The organism is Bacillus sp. L_1B0_5 (assembly GCF_000836715.1).
GTDB classification, from domain to species: Bacteria; Bacillota; Bacilli; order Bacillales; family Bacillaceae_G; genus Bacillus_A; species Bacillus_A thuringiensis_S.
Genome location: NZ_JXIS01000047.1, coordinates 25,920 through 40,714, shown reverse-complemented (window position 1 = coordinate 40,714; position 14,795 = coordinate 25,920). Strand labels below are relative to the sequence as shown.

Sequence of the window (14,795 nt, the reverse complement as noted above, 5' to 3'; positions counted from 1 at the left end):
AGAATGGAAAATGATTATCTGTATATTCCGAAGTAAATGTAACAGAGTGTCCTTCCATAATTAAGGGTAAAACCAAAATACGTTGTTTTAAAGAATGATTTGTTAGAACTGGTTATAAGTAATAAAACAGAAAAGAGGATCACATGTTAGATACTTTACAGAGAAGTAAAAAGTTTTTTTTATTATGTCTTATTTTTTTAGTGCTTTTAACTGCTTGTGGTAATACAGATGTTAAGACATCTAAAGCTTCATTACCACCGGCTGAATCTAATATAGATACATCATTAAAAGCACCAAATTGGGTAGAGAAGAGTCCTATCCAACAGTCTACTAATTTTACGGAAGATAAAAAAGTAAAATCGGTTGTGAATTTAATAGCAACGGGTGATAATTTATATCATGATGCAGTAATTAAAGATGGCAAACAAAAAGACGGTTCATATGATTATAACTATATTTATGAAAATATCAAAAAAGCTGTTAAATCAAGTGATCTTGCTATCGTGAACCAGGAGACTCCAATTGCAGGAAATAATCTAAAAGTACAGGGATATCCGACTTTCAATACACCTGAAGAAGTAGGACAATCTTTAGTGGACACTGGATTCAATATAGTGACGCAAGCGACAAATCATGCTATGGATATGGGTATTAAAGGTGTTGCGAATACAAGAGAATACTGGAAGAAATATCCGGATGTTATCCCAGTAGGCATGAATGAGAGTCAAAACGAGCGTAATGAAATAAAAACGATTACAAAAAATGGTATTCGCTTTGCGTTACTAAATTATACATATGGTACGAATGGAATTAAAATTCCGGCTGATAAGTCTTGGGCTTTAAATTTAATTGATAAAAAAGCGATACAAAATGATGTGGAAAAGGCAAAGAGTAGCTCTGATATGGTGATTGTTATGGTGCATTGGGGAGTAGAATATACATCTACACCTTCAAAGCAACAAAAAGAAGTTGCTCAATATTTAACAGATTTAGGTGTAGATGTAGTAATTGGAAATCACCCACATGTAATTCAACCAATTGAGTGGAAAAAAAATAAAGATGGACATGAAACGCTAATCTATTATTCTCTTGGAAATCTTATTTCTGCGCAAGAAAAATTAGAAACATTGGTTGGAGGATTATCTTATGTACAATTTGTTAAGTATGAAGATAAAACTTTTGGTATACGACAAGCGGCAATCGTACCGACAGTAACCGACTACGCTGATGGTAAGAAACAATTTAAAATTCAATTTTTAAAAGATTATTCGGATGAAGATTCTAAAAAACATGGAATTAAAAAATTTGTCGGCCCCGTTTCTTTGAAGGATTTCAAGGAGATTCCTAGAGACGTGTTGGGAAATTGGTATAAAGACTAATAAACAAAAAGGGAATGAGATACAATTAAAAAATTTATAATTTTAGCATTGGTATTGGCAATGGGATGGAGTCTTGCTGCTTGTAGTGGAAAGCAAACATCTCAGGAAACTACTAATAATAACGATAAAAATAAAAAAGAGATACATGCGAATAAAAAAGATGTTTTACCTATCTCTGATCCTAATGATTGGAGAATTATTCTTGTAAATAGAGAGCATATGTTATCAAAGGAACTAGGAATTGAATTAACAAGTATTACCCAAAATGCTAAGCCGAATATGAAAATAGATAGTAGAATTGCAACTTCCTATCAGGATATGGTAGCAGCTGCAAAAAAAGAGGGAATCAATCTTTATTTAAGATCAGGTTATCGAGCTATAAAATTACAACAAACCTATTATGATGCTTCAGTTAAAAGCTATAAATCTCAAGGTTTGTCAGATAAAGAGGCTAGTGCTAAGGCATTGGAATATCTTCAGTATCCTGGTGCAAGTGAACATCATACTGGATTAGCGTTAGACATTATTTCAGTTGAATGGCAGAATACTGTAGAAGATTTAAATGCAAAATTTGAAACTACCGATGCATTCAAATGGTTAGATAAGAATGCTGCAGAGTATGGATTTACTCTCCGCTATCCGAAAGATAAAGAGAATATTACTGGCATTAAGTATGAGCCATGGCACTATCGTTATGTAGGAAAAGAAGTTGCTGTTTATCTAAAAGAAAAAGGGTTAACTTTAGAAGAATATAACGAAAAAATTAAGTCTGGTAAGTAAAAATATGCTTTAATTTTATTAAACATTAGGCACTGCTACAAGAAAAGGTGAATCTGAGGATGTGTTAACCTTCCGCCTAGTATTGTAAAAACTGAGTATGATAATTTGAGCACGTATGAACCAGTTATCGTGTAAAAAGATGTATGTATTAAGAAATTAAAGTTAAGGATCTGATATTCATATCAGATCCTTTTTCTATTGTTCTTTTAAGAGCGACTGAGCCAAAATATTGGAATGAATATAGAAATAAAACAGCCTAAGGAATAGTATAACGAATCAGGGAGCCTACTCGTACGCTTCATTGGGATTATCCAGAAATAGTTGTTGATGAAATAAGAAAGAACTGGTCTTACTCTCAAGCAAGGATTTAATATGAATGAATTGGATAAAAGGTAATAATACATAGTCATATTGATTAAAGTTTCACTTTATTGAAGAAAAATGCGAAAGCCATTCATAAAATATGGAAATGTTAAAATCCCTTTGATAAAATAGCGATATGTAAAAATAATTATTTGTTAATTCTTAATGTAATGAATATTCATGTTTAAATATACGAATTTAACTACATAGTTATTGTGCTAAAGGGGGAGAAAGATGTTAGATGAATTGTACAATGCTTTTTTAAATGCGTCGGGTTTTACAGAAAGCGCGAGGAAACGAGATCGGTATGATGATTTACATGATTATTTAAAAGATAAAGAAAGAGAGTTAAAGCAATTCATTCAAGAGGCTGAATCAGCGAAGAGAGAGTATGAGAGTAAAAGTAATGGCTTAGAAGCTAATAAAATTCCGGCAGTTGAATTTGAACAAAAACGTCATGAAAAGGATGAAGACTTAAATACAGTATTATCCTATTTTAAAAGTGCATTAAGCGATATTGGATCTGCAAAAAGTACAGCTTATGCAAAGTATTTGGAATATAAAGCGAAAGCAGAATCGGAGAAAGCGTCAGCATACGCTGCAGCGACCAAGGCTTTTGAAGAAAAGAAAAAGGAATTTGAAAACTTTATCCATTAAGCATACAAAGAATGGAGGGAACCAACATGAGTGGTAAAGAGGTTGAAATTATAGGAAGTAACACTGCAAGTGCCATTTCTTACGCACAAAACATTGAAAATGGTATGAAGGATTCTTTAAACCAAGCGAAAGACTTAAAAGCATATGTCACAGGTGCGAAATGGAATGGAAAAACGAGAGATGCATTTTTAAGTTATCTTGATTTGATCATTCAATATAATTCAGAAATGGTAGAGGCATTTGAAGGACATACGAAAGCTTTGAAAGAGTTAGATAAAAGCATTCAAACGTACGGAGATAAATCGGAAGTAAGAGCGATAAAATAACTGTGATGGAGAAACGAGGGATAAAAGAATGGGGAAAGAAATGAGTTTTGCACCTGCTGAATTATATGTTCTCGCAGGTGCAGCTGGGGTTACCGACATATTTGGATTGCCAAACCGTGACGCAATTATTTTGCTTGATGCAGAATGTGTCACGAAAGCAACTACGAGTTTAAAAGAAAAAGGCCTACTTACAAGTGAAAATAGAATTACCCCTGCAGCTTTTCAAATAATTGAACTATTAAAGGAATATGAAAATTGTCATGAATACACGAGAATGAATAATGTATTAATTGGCTTTTTAAAAGAGGATAAAGATCGAGTGGCTGTATTAACAGAAATAGAACCAAATAAAAAATATGAGATCGACTACATACCAAAACCGGACGTATATTTTTCATTATTAACACGCATACCCTTCTTATTGAGAGAACCGAGGGAAATAGAAGATACATTTTTCTCAAAGAGAATGACAGAAGAACAACAACAAACATTTGAGGAAAAAGATTTATCAAATAAAGACGTTATAGCGATAGAAACGTATACGAGGCCTCGAAGTAATAGAGGAGGAAAATGGGAATGTTTCTTATATTTCACTGAAGGAGAAGATTTCGTTCAAATAGATGTAGATCGTAATCGATATGACTGGGTGAGCCTCTATGCGGTTAATAAGAAATTGTATGACGTGTTAAAAATGCCATATAAAAAGTTAATTGACCCGAGACAATTCTCGTTAGGAGGTATTTAATAATGCAAGTATCAATGGGAGATAGTGGTTCTGGTGGTGGAGAAGAAGTATTAGTTAATTTTCAAGAACTACTTGATATAGTAATGAAGTTAGAAAATATATATAAAATCCATGTAGACGTCATTGGAACGAATATTGAGAGTTTATTAAGCTGTGATTTTTATCAAAAAGGTGAAGCGATGAGAGTAATTGAAAAATATCCTGATATATTACACAAAACACTAGAATTGGCTGAACACTATTCTAGGTCAGCGACAGTTGTAGGAAATGTATGTGTAGAAATGCTTGAAAAGGACGAACAATTACGTGAGATATTAAGTAAGTTGTAGAAATCACCATACGGCTGGGGGGATGAAAACGAGATGGATGTGAAATATAGACCTGAACCATGGCAAAACATGGGGGATGGTATGAATCGAATTACAAAAGATGCACTCATGAAATTACGGGAAGCAAATGAATCATTAAAAAGAATTGATGGAAGAATACGAGATTTAGACTCGGATGGTAGTATCCATTTTAATCCTAAAGATCAATCGCAAAAAATCGGGGAATTACTTGATAGTTATACGACATTACAAAAATATTGCGGAGAAGCAGGGCAATTAGTCTCTGAACATATAGATAAACCTTTTTTAGTAGAAATGGATAAATTTGCTCAAAAAATGAGAGATACATCTATTCTCAGTTTTGAAACAAATAACCGAATTGGCTCTACAACAACGACAGTATTACCAGGTGCGCATGCAGGCTACGGAAGTGTACCACAAACAATACAGAAGAAGAAAGATAAAATAACAGTAGAAGATATTTTTAGAGATTCACCTGCATTTGATAACGTACTGAGAGGGGAATACAAAGAACTAAAAAAGCAAAATCCAGATGCAAAATTAAATTATGAAGAATACAAGAAAGTAGTCCCATCCACACGAGGATTTGAATACAAATCGATAGAAGATGAACAGAAAAAACTAGAAATGGTGCGAGACATAGGAATAGGCGTAGGAATCATCATCACAACAATCCTTTGTCCACCACTCGGGGCCGCTGCCGCAGTAGTATACGGAGGTGTACAAATAAAAAGCGGTATCGACGGAGAAGACTGGGGAACACACCGGAAATTGAGCCAAGAAGAGCGGGTAGGAAACATCATTTTTGGTGGATTAGATGCAATCCCAGTTGTGGGAGCGGTAGGAAAAGGAGTAAAAGCATTCAAAGGCACGAGTGAATTAGCTGATTTAGCCAAATTATTAAAATTCAAAGAAGGAATGCCTGGTTTTAATCCAAATTTGGGTAAAAATGTGGTACAATCATTGCGTGATAATAAAGCTATTATGCTTGACCGTTTGAAACTAGCAAGCCTTAAAATGGAGAAATCCGGAAATGAAAAGATGTATCAACTTGGCGAAAAAATAGCCAAAAGCATAGATGATAGGACAGCCAAATCGGCAAGTTTTGAAGTTGAAGGAAATGGCTTACTATTATCTAAACAAGGTGGTACAGATTTCCAAAGCTGGGTGAATAAGCATCATACAGAAAGTAATAAGATTATAGATGATAAGATTAAGGGTGTAGAGGCTTCTCTTGCTAGTAAGGGTACGGGTAACACTGTTCATAGATCAGAAATTGACGAAGTAATTAAAAACGACTACGATATAGACGGGAATTTGGTTAATAGGTCAATTGTGCCTAAAGGTTATGATAGTGTTGAAGACTTTTTAACAAAAGTAGATGATACTACTATTAAAGAGTTTGGCTATGATAGTGTTGAGGAATTTAAAGCGGTAGTAGGGTATGTTGATGCTCATTTAAACGCTTCATCAAAACATAATATAATTAATAAAGGGCTAGCAGGTGGCACACATATGAAAGGTATAGATTACGATGTTTTAGGTTTTCCGATTTTTAAAGGTGATGATGTTAAGTTTACTCATAAGTTAGATGAAAGTTTATTTATAGCTAAGGATGATGCACAATTTGAAGAGTGTACAAGGCAATTGAAGGCAGCCATAAACAAAGGAGAGATACCGAGAGATATTTTTACACCTAAGCAATTAAAGATGATAGAGTTGGAATTGCCACGAATTGTAGATTTAACATGGCATCATCATCAGGTGCCTGGAAAAATGCAATTAGTTGTTTCGGCAAAGCACAGTGTAAATCATTTAGGTGGTAATAAATTATGGGGAGGCGGAATTAGATGAGAAAAGATTTAACATGGCCAGTACCAGATGAGCCGGTTTCAGCAGAATATATATATGAAGTGGGTAAGCAGATGGATTTTATATTTCCAAGTGATTATGTAGAGTGTGCTACTACTAATAATGGTTCAGCGGTATTACCATATAAGTTTGAGGTGGATGGAGTAACAAGAGTGTTTGGGACATTGCTCTCTTATGATACGGATAGTAGCGAATATATTGTTAAAGTATATCGTACTTATGTCCCTACTATACCTAAAGAGTTAGTTCCTTTTGCTTTTGACCCAGCAGGAAATTTAATATGTTTTGACTATAAAAATGACAAAAATAACCCTGTTGTGGTATTTTGGGAACATGAGAATGCTGGCGAAAAAGAAATGTTAATGCGTCAAGAAGGTTTAACAGAAGCACAAGTAGAAGAACTTGCAAGAGAAAATGTATTTTACATTGCAGATACATTTATTGATTTTTTAAGTAAATTACACGATTAAAAAATATAATGATGAATGAAAAATAAAGTTTATGTGAAGTGGATAGAAAAAATAATAGGGTGTTTGAAAATAGATACTCCATGATGGTTGTACCATCATAGAGTGTTATGTGCAATGATATAGAATAGAAAACAAAGTACGAGCTTAGGCGAGATGACATTTTACTGGTTCACGAATATAAACACATGGAATGTATATTAAACTAACGAACTCATACAAACTCGTAAGTGTTAACATAGTCGTTGTCACGACATATAAATGGTGTCATACTGTTACTACAAAATTTATAAATTTATGCTACTTAAAAATAGATGAACTTAAAGCACTCGATTGTCGATTAAAGGCAACGAGTGTTTTTTTGCGTATTAGCGTAGAAATTTAACAGGTCACTATAATTTTATTATGTAAACTTTTTACATAGTTTTCTATACAACTAAAGAGAAGAAAAATGTTCACTATTACTTTCATTTCTGTTATAAAAATTCTACAATAGAAGACAGAACGTATATTTGGTATAATCAAAATATACTATATGAAATGATGTACATGAGTTTGAAATTCATGTAATGAGGTAAGCAATACATAACAATAGCTAATATTTAAAGTTCTTGTACCTATAGAATTCAATTCATGTTATATAAATCAATTGTTAGAAAGGAAAAGATGTAATGAATCAAATTTCATTTGAAGATTTATTTGAAGAAGAAAAAGAAAAGGTGGAGGTAGCTGAGGTATGTAAGGTACCAGCCCCTTTATCACCATTACAAAAAGATATTTTAGAATTAATTGATTCTGAAGAAATAAGTGCGCTTGAGCTATGTGAACAATTAATACGATCTGGTAAAATACCCGATGAAAGATTCACTACGAATAAGCCTAAAGCATATGGACAAGTATGTTTACTATTAGAAGGTTTTGTTACAGAAGGAAAACTTATTTTTATCAAAGATGATGAGAAAAGAGATAGGGTATATAAATTGAAAGAAGAAGTTTGAGATGTATAGTGGGAGATGAATGATTGGTTCCCTTTAACTTGCAGCTCCGTTAGTCTAGTAATGTCCACTAAAAAGGTGTCAATCTCTCCTAGATTGACACCTTCATACTTTTAACATCTTACATACTTACGCTTGAAACCAAGTCTTCCTCTATCAAGTTCTTTCTGAATACTTTCAGAAGCATTTAACAAACTGCTTTTTTTATTCTCCCGTTTGACTTCAACTATACCAACTTCTTTTGCAATCTCGACTGCTTTTTCATGTAGTGGTACATATGAGATTGCTACTGTGTTTAGGAAATTATTCATAGCGGATTTTGTTCGTTCTGGAGAATGATGAATTGTATCTTTCACCATTTCAAGCATATTGGAAATTTTACTTTCGGAAAATTCATTGTCTTTGCGATTTCCTAATAGCCAACAGTAGCAACTCCAGCCGGCAGACATTTTAAGCTCGTCCCCACTTGCAATCCATGTATCAGCAACATCTTGTGCGATATTTGACTCCGATAAAGTTACTGCCACTACATAATCAGATAGCATATAAAAATATGCCCCGTCTATCCAGCGATCAAAATCAGACTCACTCATAGCTTTTGGATCGGCAATAATGCCTGCAAAGTACATAGCATCGTAGTTACCTGTGTCATAAAGCTCTTCAGCTAACTCTTGATTTAATTTTATTTTTTTAGCGATTGGTTTCATAGCACCTGTAGCTACTCCGAATACTGGCTCATGCGCACCGTTAGATATGTATATTTTTTTCGTTCGTTCCTTACCTAGAGCCTCAAGTTCTTGCATAACTGTTTTAAAATCCATAGTTGTGCAACTTCCTTTCTTCATGTGAAAGCCTTTTTAAGCCTTTCGTATTTCATATGTTAATACTAATTGTATTCAAGAGGTATGTCTACTTTCTAAAAGTATCGAGACTTGGTTTGAATTTTAGATGAAATAAAGAGCTAATTAAAAGGGTGGTATAATATAGAAAAAGTGAATGATGAAAATCAAATAGGGGGTATTCAATTGGAAATAAAATTGAATCGATTATATAGAGAGATAGCGGAAATGGTTCATGCCATGATTCCAGAAGAATGGGAGAAATTTTATTTTTATGCACAAATATCAGAAGCTGGAGGGGGAACTTACTTTTTTTATAACAACTTCAGAAATAAACAAAATTATAAGTATAGTGTAGAAATTCCTTTTAAATACGAAGTTAATGAAGAGGAGTTTGAAAGGAAAGAAGATTCTTTATATAAATTGAGTAAGGAATTAAGAGATGTTTTTAAAGATAATCAGCAAGAGCTTTGGTACTCTTTTACAATGTCTCTGGAACATAGTGGGGAATTTAACATGCATTTCGATTATACCAATTGGCTCGAAACAGAATATAGTTTTAGTGATCAAATGATTATTTGGAAACATAAATACTTAGGTGAAGTACCAATTAATGAAAATGATAAAGCGCTAATTAATAAGTATAATAATGAATTTCCGAATAACCCCATTTAACTAAATGGAAAGAAGAACTGTTATTTATAAAAATTATGAGTTTTAAAGTAGTCGGTAATTTATAGAATTGGTTCTGCAAGAGAAAAAATAAAGGAGAACTACAATGGAAGTACATGGAATAGTTTCAATATGGTTAGGTAATATGAAAACGCAAGATCAGTTGGATACATATATAGATGTTACGTATGATGAAGAAGGAGACGCTATACCAGCGAGTTTTTTTGTTGATTTTAATATAGATATGATTGATGTAGATGAGGATTTTATTGAAAAGGAAGTGTTAGAAGAAGCAAGTGATGACATTTCTATGTTATTAACGGGATGTTCATATGATGATAAAATACTTTCTCGAATTAAGGAAGAAGTTAAATTAAAGAAATCCTACAATTCTATCATATTAATTTATAATTTTCAGTATGACAATTCGGTTAGTAATTTTGAAGCTTTTGATTTTTTGACTGCTACAAGTTATCTATAGTTAGAAGCAAAGTACAGTAGAATAAAAATGCATTTGTATATTTTTTTCAATGAATATTTGGTATGATGGTGAATGGGAAAAATATACAAGCAGTTAGTGGTTCATAAAAGGGGGATTGAATTGAAAAGAACGCCTGAATTCGTATTAGGTTTAATTGGTGGCATTTTGGGAATTATTATTTCTATAATATTAATAGTTGTAGCGTTTAATATTATGGAAGGTGTTGATTACGAACTTTTAGCTTATTACTCTATTATTTTAACGGTTCAAATAGGGTTGTTCATTTTATCGTGTTTAGTAAACAAGGTTAATAATAAAGTTTATGGAGTTTGTATGATTGTGATTCCTATAGTTATGTTATTTATGTCATTATTCTTTTTACTTATTCCGACAATTTTACAAATTATATCTGGTTCATTTGCGTTTAGAACATTAAAGTTAGAATCGAATGTAAGCTAAATGTAATTATTAACGTCTGAATATTCGGTTTTTTAAACATTTTCGTTTGCAGTTCAAATTAACATAAAGCACAAAGTTGTATGCTTTAGGAGGAGAAATAAATGATTATTTGGTCTGGTTGGGGTTTTTTAGTCGCAATTATTGTAATTATTAATACTCTTTTGGGTAAGGCTATCTTTGGATCTATAACGGGGGACGCTACATATTTTCAAGATCATAGTTGGCCAATGGCGGTAATGTTTATTATATCAGGGGTTATGTCTTGGTATTTAGGGAGATATATTAATAAGCCAAATGGGAAAGTTTATATAGATGCCGAAACTGGTGAAAAAGTTATGTTTAACAAAAAACACTCGCTATTTTTTATAAAAATGGAATATTGGGGACCAATTTTAGGAGTTATTGCAGTTGTAACTTTAATTACAAGATAAAAAAAGAGGATGGGTATAGTAAGAGTAATCTATTCAAGTAGAAGGAGAAATCAGTCATGAATGCAAAGAAACTACTAGGGGTAGCAGTTCCGGTCATGTTGTTATTTGGGTGTGGAGTTTCTGAGAAAACGAACACTTCTAAACAGGAGAAAACGGAAGAGTCTACAGTAAAAGAATCGAAGTCTAATAGTAAGAAAGAAAAAGTTTCAAAGGAAGACTATCCTAATAAAGTGTATAAATTAGGGGTAGAGTTTGATAAGTTGTTTGCGGAGCATAACAATATTACAAGAGAGGTTTTTGACGGTAAGAAAAAGAAATCAGATATAGTAGATAGTGTGAAAGAATTAAATAAAGTGTTAGATAAATTTGAGTCGATAGATCCCCCGACAGAGTATGTAAACCAACAAAAAGATTTTGAAAAAGCAATTAGTTATTTTAGAGAGTCTTTTTCTTTAATAAATGAAGTCTTCACCAGAAAAGAAAAAAGAGAAAAAGGTGATAAGACTGATAAAGAGTTAATAGAGAAATCTGAAAAGTTAGTGAAAGAAGGAGATATTTACTGGCTTAAGGCATTCAAAGATCTTGAAGGGAATATTAAAATCGGTGACGGTACAGTATCTATGAAAGATTTGAAAGAGTTAGATAAGAAAGCTGGAATTAATACAGATAACGTTATGAAGAATGTGAAAGATGGTACGGAATTAATCGGTAATTGGGGATTCCAAGGAACAGACGGTTTCAATATGTCACTCATTTTAAAAGGTGATAAGACATTTGAAACGTATGGTAAAGGTGAGTATCCAAATAAAAAGAATTATATTGAAGGAACTTGGGAATATGATAAGGAAGCTTTTACAATCTATTTACATCTCAATAAACGTTTAGTAGACGGTGTAGAAGATACAATTCAAAAAAAGAAAATAGCATATAAAGTTCAAGATTATGATGGGGAAAACTTGCGTTTATTTAATGAGACGTCATTTCATACAATTAAGTATGTGAAGCAAAGTTAAAGTTATAGAGGACTAGGTTTAAATGACCTGGTCCTTCATTAAAGTGCGAGTATGTAAATAATATGTTATCTTTCGTTCTGTTTACTTAGTATCATGTTATTCTTTAATGAAGTAATAAATGGAGTTTTGCATTAAATATATGAGGTTGGTTACAAATGATAAAGAAATTTACTAGATTAGTATTAATAGTGGTTATGCCAATCAGTCTTATTACAGGTTGTGGGGCTGCTGAAAAAACTGAAGCACAAAAGCCGAAAGCGGTACAAACGGAGAAAAAGGACTATATGGATTATTCATATGGTAGCAAAGGTATATTAGTAAGTGGCAAAGCGAAAGAACGGCAACAATACGAGATTGGATATATGGATGATAATAAGTTAATTGGAATTGACGAAAATATTGAAGACTGCATTATTTTAGATAATAAAGATAAAGCAGGTCTCATTTGGAAACAAATAGAGCGTGGATCTATTATTGAAGTGCAATACGGTAAGGATCGCAATGATATCGTGGGCGTGCAATTCGTAGGAGATCGTGAGTCATATGAAATTAGTGATAAGTTTGATCGGAATACGATAAATGAGCTTGTTGAAAACGTTAAAGGGAATTTGGAATAGATGTATGTCGATAGTATAGGATCTCTTATTATGAAATTGTATGCCAGTTATTTGTCTAAGTTTAAATTGATTATTTTGACGGTATTTGTAATTAGTTGTAAAATAATGTTTGTTGATGAATTTTATAAAAAGTATGTTAGATGAAATTCATCTGTAGGGATGACATATAAATATTTTCTTAATGGACATAAAATAATGAAATTTAAATATATAAATAAAAAGAAAATATATAAAAGTACATAGTAGATTCATATTTTTAAAATTAATGTGACAACAAAGGGAGGTTGAGATATATACACGGCGGGAATGTGTGTATATCTATTTATAATAATGAATAAGATAATCAAACAACAAGTAATCGCACTATCAACAAGCCTAGTGATTTTAGGGAGTGTACCTTTATCAGCATCAGCAGAAGAGATAAACAAATCTCAAACTGATCAACTAAATATTGCCCAAGGAGAACATGGAACGAGCGGATTAAATTATTCTAATTTCAAGTTGGAAGTTCCTAATCATGTACAAGTTAACGAAGCAGAAGTATCTGAAAATGAAAAAATGCTTTTAGAAGAATATAAGCATAAACATGATGAAACAGAAGAATTAAACAAAATGAAAGATGCAAAGAAGGGGCAAGTAGCAGAAAAGGAAGCTATTTCAAATATTGAAAAGGCATTTGAATCTGTAGATGGTCGAAATGATGGATCTGATCGTCAAATGAAACCTGTTGCAAAGCCAAGAGGTATTCAATATAGTGCACCGAGTACGAAGAAATATGGAACACTTGCAGGAGTTCCATTTGTAGAGTGGATTGTTCCAGCAGGAAACTCTGATATTCGTCCTGCAAATCCGATGAAAGCACGTTACATTACAATCCATGAGACGGCAAATACGGCCGCTGGTGCTAATGCTGAAAATCATGCGAAATATTTATATAAGCAAGCAACGGAAGGCACTTTCCGAACAGCTTCATGGCATTTTACTGTAGACGATAAACAAATTTATCAACACTTACCAACAAACGAAAATGGTTGGCATGCAGGAGATGGAGATGGATCTGGAAACAGGGAGTCTATCGGTATTGAGATCGCGGTTAACCAAGACGGTGATTACAATAAAGCGTTAGAAAATGCAAAACGACTTGCAGGTTATTTAATGAACAAAGAAGGAATTGGTGCAGATCATATTTACAAGCATCAACAATGGAGCGGGAAAAAATGTCCTGATATTTTAATTTCACGTGGTAATTGGGCTGGTTTCGTACAAGGAATTCAATGGTATGCAAATATAAATGCGCAGATTGATACGCCTTTACAAGATAAAAATGAATCATTTGATCCAAATGAAAATAATCCAGCTGAACCTAGCATGGAACTAGTGGTAAATGGTAGCGGCATCAATGTGCGTAGTGATGCGGGTATTGAACATCGTGTTGTACGTAAAGCTTCAAACGGAGATCGTTACAAAGTATTAGCGGTTAAAAATGGTTGGTATAAAGTAGGTAATGGAGAATGGATTTTCTATGACCCAAGTTGGATTAAAATTAACTACAATGTACCAAAGGAAGAAGTACAAAAGCCTAAGGAAGAAGTACAAAAACCAAAAGATGATATTACAGGTGGCTGGTTTGAAGGGCATATTCGTAAATTAAACAGTCTAGGTATTATGCAAGGCGAAGGCAATGGTGTATTTGCGCCATATCGAAATGTAACGAGAGCGGAGTTTGCGAAATTAATCTCGAATGCTCTTAAACTACCAGAGGGAAATAAGTCATTTGTAGATATTAATGAGGCACACCCATCACTTCATGACGGTATTAAACGTTGTGCAAGTGCAGGAATTATTAATGGTCGTGGTGAAGGGATTTTTGATCCTAACTCACCAATTACTCGTGAAGAAGTATCTATTATGATTGACAAAGCATTACGATACAAAGGAATTACAGGTGAGTTAGTAGCATTACCATTTACAGATAAGCATTTAATAACATACAAAGAATCGGTTCAACGATTATACAGCTTAAAGGTAGTTAATGGTGTTGGAAATAATGAGTTTGATCCCCGAGGTACAGCAACTCGTGGTCAGGCAGCTGCCTTTATTGTGAAGATGTTAGATTCAATGCAAAAATAAAATAAAACTTGAATCAGTGGGGCCACTCGCGTTGCAATCGAGCAGTTTATTCACCGAATTTTGAAATGAGAGTTTTACTGCCTGCAAATAGCAGAATAAATTGTATGTAGAAGCTGACATTGGTAGAAGTAAAAAATAAGAAGAATTTGAAAGGAGCTATCCAAAATAATAATTTGGAATAGCTCCTATTTAGTAGGAAGAACAAATTGTATTTCATAG

17 protein-coding genes are annotated in these 14,795 nt (G+C 33.1%); 16 read left to right on the top strand and 1 reads right to left on the bottom strand.

Going from position 1 to position 14,795, the window contains the following annotated elements:
- Positions 1 to 143: 143 nt before the first annotated feature.
- The 9 genes from RT27_RS16205 to RT27_RS16165 all read left to right on the top strand — a co-directional run bounded on the left by RT27_RS16205 (position 144) and on the right by RT27_RS16165 (position 7,937).
- Positions 144 to 1,379, top strand: coding sequence for a CapA family protein (locus RT27_RS16205; protein WP_043936658.1), 1,236 nt, complete (start codon positions 144 to 146; stop codon positions 1,377 to 1,379).
- A 48-nt stretch (positions 1,380 to 1,427) separates the two neighbouring features.
- Positions 1,428 to 2,159, top strand: a complete 732-nt coding sequence (locus tag RT27_RS16200; protein WP_000241993.1) for a M15 family metallopeptidase — start codon at positions 1,428 to 1,430, stop codon at positions 2,157 to 2,159.
- A 597-nt stretch (positions 2,160 to 2,756) separates the two neighbouring features.
- Complete coding sequence (locus tag RT27_RS16195; RefSeq protein ID WP_000883462.1) at positions 2,757 to 3,179, top strand: hypothetical protein; 423 nt, start codon at positions 2,757 to 2,759, stop codon at positions 3,177 to 3,179.
- 26 nt (positions 3,180 to 3,205) lie between these two features.
- Entirely contained in the window at positions 3,206 to 3,505 is a 300-nt protein-coding gene (locus tag RT27_RS16190) for a WXG100 family type VII secretion target (protein WP_043936657.1), read from the top strand.
- A gap of 28 nt (positions 3,506 to 3,533) precedes the next feature.
- Positions 3,534 to 4,250 (top strand): DUF5081 family protein, encoded by a 717-nt coding sequence (locus tag RT27_RS16185; protein ID WP_016080944.1) that lies wholly within the window; start codon positions 3,534 to 3,536, stop codon positions 4,248 to 4,250.
- A gap of 2 nt (positions 4,251 to 4,252) precedes the next feature.
- Entirely contained in the window at positions 4,253 to 4,579 is a 327-nt protein-coding gene (locus tag RT27_RS16180) for a hypothetical protein (RefSeq protein WP_001198201.1), read from the top strand.
- A gap of 33 nt (positions 4,580 to 4,612) precedes the next feature.
- Positions 4,613 to 6,454 carry an HNH endonuclease gene (locus RT27_RS16175; protein ID WP_043936656.1) on the top strand — a complete coding sequence of 614 codons (1,842 nt, stop codon included), beginning with the start codon at positions 4,613 to 4,615 and terminating at the stop codon, positions 6,452 to 6,454.
- Positions 6,451 to 6,942, top strand: coding sequence for an SMI1/KNR4 family protein (locus tag RT27_RS16170; protein WP_043936655.1), 492 nt, complete (start codon positions 6,451 to 6,453; stop codon positions 6,940 to 6,942). The genes RT27_RS16175 and RT27_RS16170 overlap by 4 nt, the downstream gene beginning before the upstream one ends.
- Positions 6,943 to 7,610: 668 nt before the next feature.
- Positions 7,611 to 7,937, top strand: a complete 327-nt coding sequence (locus RT27_RS16165; RefSeq protein ID WP_043936654.1) for a DUF3895 domain-containing protein — start codon at positions 7,611 to 7,613, stop codon at positions 7,935 to 7,937.
- A 110-nt stretch (positions 7,938 to 8,047) separates the two neighbouring features.
- On the opposite strand, the gene RT27_RS16160 is transcribed toward RT27_RS16165, so the two are convergent.
- The gene (locus RT27_RS16160; RefSeq protein ID WP_043936653.1) at positions 8,048 to 8,755 is read right to left on the bottom strand and encodes a DNA alkylation repair protein; all 708 of its coding nucleotides are present in this window, start codon (positions 8,753 to 8,755) and stop codon (positions 8,048 to 8,050) included.
- Between the two features lie 204 nt (positions 8,756 to 8,959).
- Here RT27_RS16160 and RT27_RS16155 point away from each other — a divergent pair, with 204 nt between their 5' ends.
- From RT27_RS16155 to RT27_RS16125, 7 genes are all read left to right on the top strand, one after another.
- Positions 8,960 to 9,448 (top strand): antitoxin YezG family protein, encoded by a 489-nt coding sequence (locus tag RT27_RS16155; protein WP_043936652.1) that lies wholly within the window; start codon positions 8,960 to 8,962, stop codon positions 9,446 to 9,448.
- Positions 9,449 to 9,551: 103 nt separating this feature from the next.
- A complete protein-coding gene (locus tag RT27_RS16150) occupies positions 9,552 to 9,926 on the top strand; it encodes an immunity 22 family protein (protein ID WP_043936651.1) in 375 nt (124 codons plus the stop codon).
- A gap of 120 nt (positions 9,927 to 10,046) precedes the next feature.
- Entirely contained in the window at positions 10,047 to 10,385 is a 339-nt protein-coding gene (locus RT27_RS16145; RefSeq protein WP_000831724.1) for a DUF4064 domain-containing protein, read from the top strand.
- Positions 10,386 to 10,486: 101 nt separating this feature from the next.
- Positions 10,487 to 10,816 carry a hypothetical protein gene (locus tag RT27_RS16140; protein WP_043936650.1) on the top strand — a complete coding sequence of 110 codons (330 nt, stop codon included), beginning with the start codon at positions 10,487 to 10,489 and terminating at the stop codon, positions 10,814 to 10,816.
- Positions 10,817 to 10,872: 56 nt separating this feature from the next.
- Positions 10,873 to 11,829: a DUF3994 domain-containing protein gene (locus RT27_RS16135; protein ID WP_043936649.1), complete on the top strand. Its 957-nt coding sequence runs from the start codon at positions 10,873 to 10,875 to the stop codon at positions 11,827 to 11,829.
- A 155-nt stretch (positions 11,830 to 11,984) separates the two neighbouring features.
- On the top strand, positions 11,985 to 12,446 hold the full coding sequence (locus RT27_RS16130; protein ID WP_029442809.1) for a hypothetical protein: 462 nt from the start codon (positions 11,985 to 11,987) through the stop codon (positions 12,444 to 12,446).
- A 330-nt stretch (positions 12,447 to 12,776) separates the two neighbouring features.
- A complete protein-coding gene (locus tag RT27_RS16125; protein ID WP_043936694.1) occupies positions 12,777 to 14,576 on the top strand; it encodes an S-layer homology domain-containing protein in 1,800 nt (599 codons plus the stop codon).
- Positions 14,577 to 14,795: the final 219 nt, after the last annotated feature.

Bases quoted from the DNA above. Each gene is read 5' to 3' on its own strand.
- RT27_RS16205 (WP_043936658.1), top strand. From the start codon at position 144: ATGTTAGATACTTTACAGAGAAGTAAAAAGTTTTTTTTATTATGTCTT.
- RT27_RS16195 (WP_000883462.1), top strand. From the start codon at position 2,757: ATGTTAGATGAATTGTACAATGCTTTTTTAAATGCGTCGGGTTTTACA.
- RT27_RS16190 (WP_043936657.1), top strand. From the start codon at position 3,206: ATGAGTGGTAAAGAGGTTGAAATTATAGGAAGTAACACTGCAAGTGCC.
- RT27_RS16185 (WP_016080944.1), top strand. From the start codon at position 3,534: ATGGGGAAAGAAATGAGTTTTGCACCTGCTGAATTATATGTTCTCGCA.
- RT27_RS16180 (WP_001198201.1), top strand. From the start codon at position 4,253: ATGCAAGTATCAATGGGAGATAGTGGTTCTGGTGGTGGAGAAGAAGTA.
- RT27_RS16175 (WP_043936656.1), top strand. From the start codon at position 4,613: ATGGATGTGAAATATAGACCTGAACCATGGCAAAACATGGGGGATGGT.
- RT27_RS16170 (WP_043936655.1), top strand. From the start codon at position 6,451: ATGAGAAAAGATTTAACATGGCCAGTACCAGATGAGCCGGTTTCAGCA.
- RT27_RS16165 (WP_043936654.1), top strand. From the start codon at position 7,611: ATGAATCAAATTTCATTTGAAGATTTATTTGAAGAAGAAAAAGAAAAG.
- RT27_RS16160 (WP_043936653.1), bottom strand. From the start codon at position 8,755: ATGGATTTTAAAACAGTTATGCAAGAACTTGAGGCTCTAGGTAAGGAA.
- RT27_RS16150 (WP_043936651.1), top strand. From the start codon at position 9,552: ATGGAAGTACATGGAATAGTTTCAATATGGTTAGGTAATATGAAAACG.
- RT27_RS16140 (WP_043936650.1), top strand. From the start codon at position 10,487: ATGATTATTTGGTCTGGTTGGGGTTTTTTAGTCGCAATTATTGTAATT.
- RT27_RS16135 (WP_043936649.1), top strand. From the start codon at position 10,873: ATGAATGCAAAGAAACTACTAGGGGTAGCAGTTCCGGTCATGTTGTTA.
- RT27_RS16130 (WP_029442809.1), top strand. From the start codon at position 11,985: ATGATAAAGAAATTTACTAGATTAGTATTAATAGTGGTTATGCCAATC.
- RT27_RS16125 (WP_043936694.1), top strand. From the start codon at position 12,777: ATGAATAAGATAATCAAACAACAAGTAATCGCACTATCAACAAGCCTA.